General features: G+C 67.2%; 5 protein-coding genes and 1 pseudogene. 5 read left to right on the top strand and 1 reads right to left on the bottom strand.

From position 1 onward, the window contains the following. Positions 1–8: 8 nt before the first annotated feature. The 5 genes from AC5P88_RS09275 to AC5P88_RS09295 all read left to right on the top strand — a co-directional run bounded on the left by AC5P88_RS09275 (position 9) and on the right by AC5P88_RS09295 (position 7346). Positions 9–2273, top strand: coding sequence for a DUF802 domain-containing protein (locus tag AC5P88_RS09275; protein WP_495224855.1), 2265 nt, complete (start codon positions 9–11; stop codon positions 2271–2273). Next, positions 2270–2908, top strand: coding sequence for an OmpA family protein (locus tag AC5P88_RS09280; protein ID WP_099553377.1), 639 nt, complete (start codon positions 2270–2272; stop codon positions 2906–2908). Before AC5P88_RS09275 ends, AC5P88_RS09280 begins: the two co-directional genes overlap by 4 nt. Beyond that, on the top strand, positions 2898–3281 hold the full coding sequence (locus AC5P88_RS09285; protein ID WP_495224856.1) for a DUF2894 domain-containing protein: 384 nt from the start codon (positions 2898–2900) through the stop codon (positions 3279–3281). The genes AC5P88_RS09280 and AC5P88_RS09285 overlap by 11 nt, the downstream gene beginning before the upstream one ends. 264 nt (positions 3282–3545) lie before the next feature. Beyond that, positions 3546–5864, top strand: coding sequence for a TonB-dependent receptor (locus AC5P88_RS09290; protein ID WP_495224857.1), 2319 nt, complete (start codon positions 3546–3548; stop codon positions 5862–5864). A gap of 21 nt (positions 5865–5885) precedes the next feature. Continuing rightward, the gene (locus tag AC5P88_RS09295; protein ID WP_495224858.1) at positions 5886–7346 is read left to right on the top strand and encodes an esterase-like activity of phytase family protein; all 1461 of its coding nucleotides are present in this window, start codon (positions 5886–5888) and stop codon (positions 7344–7346) included. Between the two features lie 54 nt (positions 7347–7400). Here the strand turns inward: AC5P88_RS09295 and AC5P88_RS09300 are convergent. Beyond that, positions 7401–7849, bottom strand: a pseudogene (locus tag AC5P88_RS09300) (REP-associated tyrosine transposase). Between the last annotated feature and the right edge of the window lie 31 nt (positions 7850–7880).

Raw genomic sequence — 7880 nt, forward strand, 5'->3', positions numbered from 1 at the left:
GGAACACCATGTCCAGAACTGCTTTCCATGTCGTTGTTTTCCTTGTCGGCCTGCTGGCCGTGTGCTGGATCGGCATTGGCTACGTTTCGGTGCATCCGCTGGGTGCAGCGGTGGCGGCGATCATCGCGGCCTGCTACATCGCCGGTGGCGTGGAGCTGTACCGCTACCGCCAGGCCAGCAACGGCCTGCGCACCGCACTGAGTGATCTGTCCGGCGCCAGGGAAAGCCTTGCCCCCTGGCTGGAGCGCGTGCCGGTGGGCCTGCGCAACGCCGTGCGCCTGCGCGTGGAAGGCGAGCGCACCGCCCTGCCCGCGCCGGTACTGACCCCCTACCTGGTCGGCCTGCTGGTGCTGCTGGGCATGCTCGGCACCCTGCTGGGCATGATGGATACCCTGCGCGGCACCGGCCTGGCCCTGCAGAGCGCCACCGACATGGCCGCCATCCGCGGATCGCTCGCCTCACCGGTGCAGGGCCTGGCGGTAGCATTCGGCACCTCGATCGCAGGCGTGGCCAGCTCGGCCATGCTGGGCCTGCTGGCGGCGCTGCTGCGCCGCGACCGCCTGCAGGCCGTGCAGCAGCTGGACCGGGCGATTGCCGGTGACCTGCATCCCTACTCGCAGGCCTGGCAGCGCGCCGAGTCGCTGCGCCTGCTGCAGGTGCAGTCCGCCGCCCTGCCGGCGCTGGTCGATCGCCTGCAGGCGATGACGCAGACCTTTGAACAGCACAGCACGGTCGCCAACGAGCGCCTGCTCGCCGGCCAGGCCGAATTCCTGACCCAGAGCCAGGCGCTGCAGGAGCGCCTGGCGGCCTCGCTGCAGCAGTCGCTGCGCGAAGGCGCCGAAGCCAGTGCCGCCGCCATCGGTGGCGCGCTGCAGCCGATGGCCGAAACCACCCTGGCTGGTCTGGCTCACCATGGCGAAGCGCTGAACGCCCGCGTCGAGCAGGCCGTGCAGCAGCAGCTGGCTGGCCTGAGCGACGGTTTCGAGCGCAGCCGCGTTGCGACCGAAGCCAGCTGGGCCAAGGTGGTGAGTGAACAGAGCCAGGCACAGCAGGCCCTGGTGGACGATCTGCGCCGGCACCTGCAGGCCTTCAGCGATGGCCAGGGCACGCAGGCCGAAGCACTCGTCGCGCGCATCGGCGAGCGCCTGCAGGCCGATGCCAGCGGCAACGCCGACGCCTGGCGCGCCGCCGTCGAGCAGCAGCAGGCACTGAACAGCGCGCTGGTCGAACGCCAGCAGCAAGCGTTGCTGGACGCCAGCGAGCATCTGGACGCGCGTGCGCAGGCGTTGCTGCAGGCGCTGGACCAGCGCCACAGCGCCAGCCAGTCGCTGCTGCAGGACCACGAACAACAGCGCTTGCAGGATTGGCAGGCCGCGCAGACCGCTACTGCCAACGCGCACGCCGAACTGCAGGCCAGCCTGGACAGCCGGGAACAGCAGCGCCAAGCGCGCTGGGACGCGGTCAGTGCCGAGCTGCAGCAGGCCCACGCCACGCTGCAGGCTCAATTGCAGGCCGGCGACGAACAGCGCCTGCAGCGCTGGAGCGATGCCCTGCAGCACGTTTCTTCCGACCTGGCCGAGCGCCTGCAGGCCAACGGCGAACGCCTGGCTGCGCAGCAGCAGCAGGTCTGCGACACGCTGGCGGCGACCGCACAGCAGATCGGCGAGAACGGTCGTGCACAGGCCAGCGCAACGCTGGCCGAAGTCTCCACCCTGCTGCAGACCGCGGCAGCCGCGCCGAAGGCCGCTGCCGACGTCATCAACGAACTGCGCAGCACCCTGTCCGAAAGCCTCGTGCGCGACAACGCAATGCTGGAAGAGCGCGGTCGCCTGCTGGCCACCGTGCAGACCCTGCTCGATGCGATCAACCATGCTTCGCACGAACAGCGCACCGCGGTGGACGCGCTGGTCGGTGGTTCGGCCGAGCTGCTGGAACGCGTCGGTAACCGCTTCACCGACCATATCGCCGCCGAGACCGGGAAGCTGGACGGCATCGCCGCAGCGCTCAACGGCAGCGCCGGTGAAGTGGGCCAGTTGGCCAGCACCTTCGGTTCCGCTGTCGAGCAGTTCGGTACGGCCTCGGCCGAGCTGTCCGGCCGCCTGGAGCAGATCGGCGGTGCACTGGATGCATCGCTGGCGCGCAGCGATGAGCAGCTGGCCTACTACGTGGCGCAGGCGCGCGAGGTGGTCGACCTCAGCCTGCTGTCGCAGAAGCAGGTAATGGAAGAGCTGCAGCAGCTGGCCACGCGCCGCGGCAAGGCCGGCAGCGCATGAGCGACGAGCTGGAGGTCGATGGCGGCTCACACGCCCCGATCTGGGCCGCCTTCGGCGACCTGATGTCGGTGCTGCTGGGTGCGTTCGTGCTGATCCTGGTCGGCGTGGTCGCCGTGCAGCTGGAGCTCTCGCAGCGGCTGGACCAGGAAGTGAAACAGCGGCAGGCCGAAGCCAAGCGCCTGCAGACCCTGGAACAGGCGCTGGCCGGCCCGCTCGCCGCCGGTCGCGTGACGCTGGTCGATGGCCGCATCGGCATCAGCGGCAGCGTGCTGTTCGCACTGAACTCCGACCAGTTGCAGCCGGAAGGCCAGGAGCTGCTGCGCAGCCTGGCCGCACCGCTGGCCGCTTACCTGGGCAGCCGCGAAGAGATCCTGATGGTCAGCGGCTTCACCGATGACGCACCGGTGCGCGAAGGCAACCGCCGCTTCGCCGACAACTGGGAGTTGTCGGCGCAACGTTCGCTGACCGTGACCCGCACCCTGATTGCCGACGGTGTGCCCGCAGACGCCGTGTTCGCCGCCGCCTTCGGCAGCGAGCAGCCGGTCAGTTCCAATGCCAATGAGGAAGGCCGCGCACGCAACCGCCGCGTGGAAATCGCCCCTATTCCCAAGCCCAAGGCGCCGGATGGCAAGTAAGCCGCCCGCCCTGGAAGGATTGCGCGCACTGGTGCGCGACCTCGATGCGGGGTCGCGTTCGCTGCCGCACTACCCGCAGGTGCCGATGCTGCAGCAGGTACAGCGCGAGTGGTCGGAGCTGCGCAGCGAACTGCAGGTGCGCCGCTCGCTGCGCACCGAGGCCCCGGCCGACGGCGGCCCGCTGAACTCGGCGGTACTGGTGCAGCGCATGCTCGACATGATGCAGGCGACCAGCCCTGGCTGCCTGCGCCATTTCATCGACTACGTGGACACCCTGTCGTGGTTGCAGGCGCTGCAGGATGGCGCCGCCAGCGGCAGTGACACCGCAAAGCCGAAGCGCACGCGCAAGCCGCGCCAAACGCCCAACGTGTAGTGCCGGCCGCTGGCCGGCAATTGATTGACAGCCGCAGGTTCAACGGGCTGCCGGCCAGCGGCCGGCACTACCCATCCTGCGTGTGCCGTCGCGCGCCCCGCGCAATGTATGAACATGTCACCAGACAGTCATCTGTCTAGCGCACCATTTTCACGTTGACCCACGGCGCCTGCAGCGCCCGCAGTCGCATCGGCTGTCCCTCCTTTCGAATTCCATGAGCTCCGCGCCCACGCGGTGGCTCGTGCCTGCCTGAGTGTCCGCAACATGACCAAGACTTTGTTGGCCGCCGCGCTTTCCATCGCGCTCGCCCCCGCGGCCTGGGCGCAGGATGCTGCCCCGACCTCCACTGGCACGTCCGCCACCGACCTCGACGCGGTTTCGGTGATCGGCAGCGGTGAAGCGCGCCAGGTGCAGCGCATCACCCGCGAGAACCTCGACATCCTGCCGCCGGGCACCAGCCTGCAGAAGACCCTCAACCTGCTGCCGGGCGTCAACGCGCAGTCGGCCGATGCGCTGGGCACCAACGAGCAGTCGATGACCCTCAGCCTGCGCGGTTTCAACTCCACCCGCCTCGGCTACACGCTTGATGGCGTGCCGCTGGGCGATGGCGCGTACAACAACTACAACGGCCTGACCATCAACCGCGCGCTGATCAGCGAGAACATGGCCGGCGCCGAACTTGCGGTGGGTATCGGCAGCCTTGGCACGCCTTCCACCAGCAACCTCGGCGGCACCATTTCCTATACCTCCGACCGCCCGGCGCAGGAACTCGGCGGCCGCGTGGTGCAGACCTTCGGCAGCGATGCCAACCGCCGCACCTTCGTGCGCGTGGACAGCGGTGATTACAACGGGTTCTCCGGCTATGTTTCCGGCATGAACGCGGTCTCCGACCTCTGGAACGACCAGACCGCCTACAACAAATCCACCACCAAGCAGTTCAACGCCAAGGGCGTGTGGAACTTCGGTCGCGGCCAGATCACCGGTTTCGTCGATACGTCGCGCACCACCCAGGCCGATTACTTCTACCTGTCCAAGGACGAGATGTCGCGCGGCCTCGGCTGGGACTGGGGCGGCTACGCGCCGGACTGGAACAAGGCTGTGGCCAAGGCCTACTGCAACACCGCCAGCTTCAATGCGAAAAAGTGCGACAACAGCGGCCCGGACAAGGATGCCGACGGGGCGTTCACCGCAGGGCAGATCCTGCGCGATGACAACCTCTACTACCTGGCGGGCGACTTCTTCCTGGCCGATGGCTTCAGCCTGCGGGCGCTGGCCTATCACCACGACGATCGCGGCGAAGGCCACAACTGGAACAGCGGTGCGTGGTCGAACAAGGGCACCGCGCAGGAAATCCCAATCATCTTCCGCAACACGATCTATACCATCGACCGCGATGGCGGCACGCTGTCATTCGATTGGGAACTGGGCGCGCACCGCATCGAGGGTGGCGTCTGGTACGAGCGCAACACCAGCAGCGCCGAACGCTACCAGACCGCCGTGGACGGCCCGCGCGACCTGAGTGGCATGAACACCCTGCCCTCCGATGTCGGCGTGTTCGCCCAGCGCACGCGCTGGAAGACCCATCAGTTCTTCCTGAAGGACACCTGGCGCCTGCTCGATGATCGCCTGACCCTGGAGTTCGGTGCCAAGAGCCCGCATGCCACCTCCGACGCACAGGCGCTGCCGGGCGACGCGAAGACGCCGATCTCGCCGACCTCCAACAACCAGTTCGCCACCGGCTCGCTGAAGGCCAGCAAGAACTTCCTGCCAAGCGTGGGTGCCAACTTCCGCCTGACCGAGCATCACGAAGTGTTCGCCAGCTACGCCGAGAACATCGCCATGTTCCAGGGCGGCTTCAAGCTGGGCCCGCAGGCGGTCAGCCAGGCCACCTGGAACGCACAGGACGACCTGAAGCCGGAAGAATCCCGTTCGCTTGAGGCCGGCTACCGCTTCGTCACCGACACCCTGCAGGCCTCGATCGCGGCCTACAGCGTACGTTTCGACAACCGCCTGCTGCAGTACAACCCCTGTGACTCGCGGCAGCCGGTCGGTCCGACCTGCGGCAACCGCTTCTACAACGTCGGCGGCGTCGACAGCCGTGGTGCCGAGCTGACCGTGCTGTGGACCCCGAACGAGCACTTCAGCTGGTACACGTCGGCCTCGCTGAACCGCTCGACCTATGCGTCCAACTACGTGCAGGCGGGCGTCGAGCAGCAGATCAAGGGCAAGATCCAGACCGATACGCCCAAACAGCTGCTGGCCACCGAGATCACCTGGCGTGACAACGGCTGGTTCGCCAGTCTGCGTGGCAAGTACACCGGCGAGCGCTTCTACACCTACACCAACGACCAGGGGTTCGGCGGTTTCACCGTGTTCGATCTGGCCGGTGGCTATGACTTCGGCCAGGTCGGTTTCGCCAAAGGCATGCGCCTGTCGTTCAACGTGACCAACCTGACCAACAAGCGCTACGCCAGCAACCTGGATTCGAGCGTGTTCGCACCGAGCGATCCGTCCGGCAAGCTGTACGTGTTCCATGCCTCGGCACCGCGCCAGGTGTTCGGTACGATCGACCTTCGCTTCTGATCGAACGCCCGGAGTCCACCGATGCTCGCGACCGCCCTGCTGCTTGCCTCCCTCTCCGCCAGCGGCTACTCCGCCCCGCACGAGGCCAGTGGTGCACCACCCCGCACGCTGGAACTGAGTGGCCGCACCTACGTGGACAAGGGGCTGGTCGCGGCCGGGCGGCTGCCGGCCGGCACGGTGGACTTCCTTGGCGACACGCTGGGATCGTTCTCGTCGCTGGCGGTGCAGCCCGGCACCTGGAAACGGACCGCCAACGGCTACGAAGGCGTGTTGTGGACCCTGCCCGACCGTGGCCGCAACGATCCAGAAGCCGGCCTGTTCTACGACTACACCGGCCGCGTGGAGCGCATGCAGCTGCATATCGACGTCATCCCGGGCAAGCCCGGTGCGCTGGGCACGCTGACGATGGTGCCGGACAAGGGCGTGGTGCTGAAGGACTTCAACGGCCGGCCGTTCACCGGCGCCGACCCGGGCGACCACACGATCACCCAGCGCGAGGTGGTGCTGCCCTCGCCGGCCAGCGGCGCCGGTGCGGGCAAGGTTTCGCTGGACGCGGAATCGCTGCAGTTCACCGCCGATGGCCACTTCTACATCGGCGACGAGTACACCGCCAACGTCTACTACTTCGATGCACAGGGCCAGCTGCAGGGCGTGATCGTTGCACCGCCTGCGATCCGTCCCCAGCGCGATGGCAAGCCCGCCTTCGGTTCGCTGGCGCCGCCGCAGACTGGGCGCCGCAACAACCAGGGCGTGGAAGGCATGGGCCTCTCGCCCGACGGCAGCCGCCTGTTCGTGGCCCTGCAGAGCGCGACGCTGCAGGACAGCGCACAGGGCAATGCGGCCGGTCGCATCAACACCCGTGTGCTGGTCTACGACGTGACAGCCTCGCCAACGCCACAGCAGCCGATCGGCCATTACGTGATGGCGTTGCCTGCCTATGCACACGATGGCAAGGGCAAGCTGGACCGTACCGCTGCGCAGAGTGAGCTGCGTGCGCTGGATGCCACCCGCTTCCTGCTGCTGGCCCGCGATGGCAATGGATTGGGCAAGGACGGCGACGACCCGATCGTCTACAAATCGGTGCTGCTGGTGGATGTGACCGATGCCACCAACCTCGCCGAAAGTGCGTATGAAACCGGCACGGCCTCGGTGCTGGCCAACCCGACCGGTACTGCACTGAAGCCGGAGATCATGCCAGCCCGCAGCGACGAACTGCTGAACCTGCTCGACCGCCCGCAGCTTGCGCGTGCCGGGCTGGACCTGGACACGAAGCGCGGCCCGCATGCCGGGCTGCTGTCGGAAAAGTGGGAAGCCATGGATGTGCTCCCGGCGCTCGACCCGCAGCATCCGAACGACGTGCTGCTGCTGATCGGCAACGACAACGACTTCATCGCCCGCCATTGCCGCATGCAGGGCCAAGCCTGCGACAGCCCGTACGACAACGACAACCGCGTGCTGGTGTACCGCCTCACGCTGCCCTGACCGCCCGCCAAGAGTCACCCGCCATCTCCCGGTAGTGCCGGCCGCTGGCCGGCATCACAGCCAAGCCGACCATGCAAACGGATACTCCCCGATCGCTTCGGTGAGCCCGGCCCGGATGGGATTCCCCATGATGTACAGGGCCTGCAGCTCAAGCGACTCCGCGCGGCCCTCACCGCATGGTCGTAATAGCCAGACTGCCATACCACACCCCGACGATCCGCCAACCGGTTGAACGCCAGCGAGCTGGACTACTTGAGCCGGCGTGCAACATCCGCCAAGTTCGCAGACGTCAGCTCCAGCATCCAATGCACGTGATCCGGCATCACAACCCAGGCCAGCGATCGTACGAGTCCTCGTCGTTCGATGTAGTGGAATTGATGGATCACGCAGCCAGCGGTGGCTCTGCTTTCAAAAAGCCGGCGGCGCTGATGCGTCGTTGTGGTCAGAATGTAGGCCTGCCCGTTGATCGAATGCCGGCCCAGACGTAGGCGATAGCTGCTCATGGCCCATGGTGGATCGGGCGACTGAGCTTGG

This window comes from Stenotrophomonas sp. YJH_SMC_8, from assembly GCF_059371315.1.

Coding starts and splice junctions, on each gene's coding strand:
- AC5P88_RS09275 (WP_495224855.1), top strand. CDS start 9: ATGTCCAGAACTGCTTTCCATGTCGTTGTTTTCCTTGTCGGCCTGCTG.
- AC5P88_RS09280 (WP_099553377.1), top strand. CDS start 2,270: ATGAGCGACGAGCTGGAGGTCGATGGCGGCTCACACGCCCCGATCTGG.
- AC5P88_RS09285 (WP_495224856.1), top strand. CDS start 2,898: ATGGCAAGTAAGCCGCCCGCCCTGGAAGGATTGCGCGCACTGGTGCGC.
- AC5P88_RS09290 (WP_495224857.1), top strand. CDS start 3,546: ATGACCAAGACTTTGTTGGCCGCCGCGCTTTCCATCGCGCTCGCCCCC.
- AC5P88_RS09295 (WP_495224858.1), top strand. CDS start 5,886: ATGCTCGCGACCGCCCTGCTGCTTGCCTCCCTCTCCGCCAGCGGCTAC.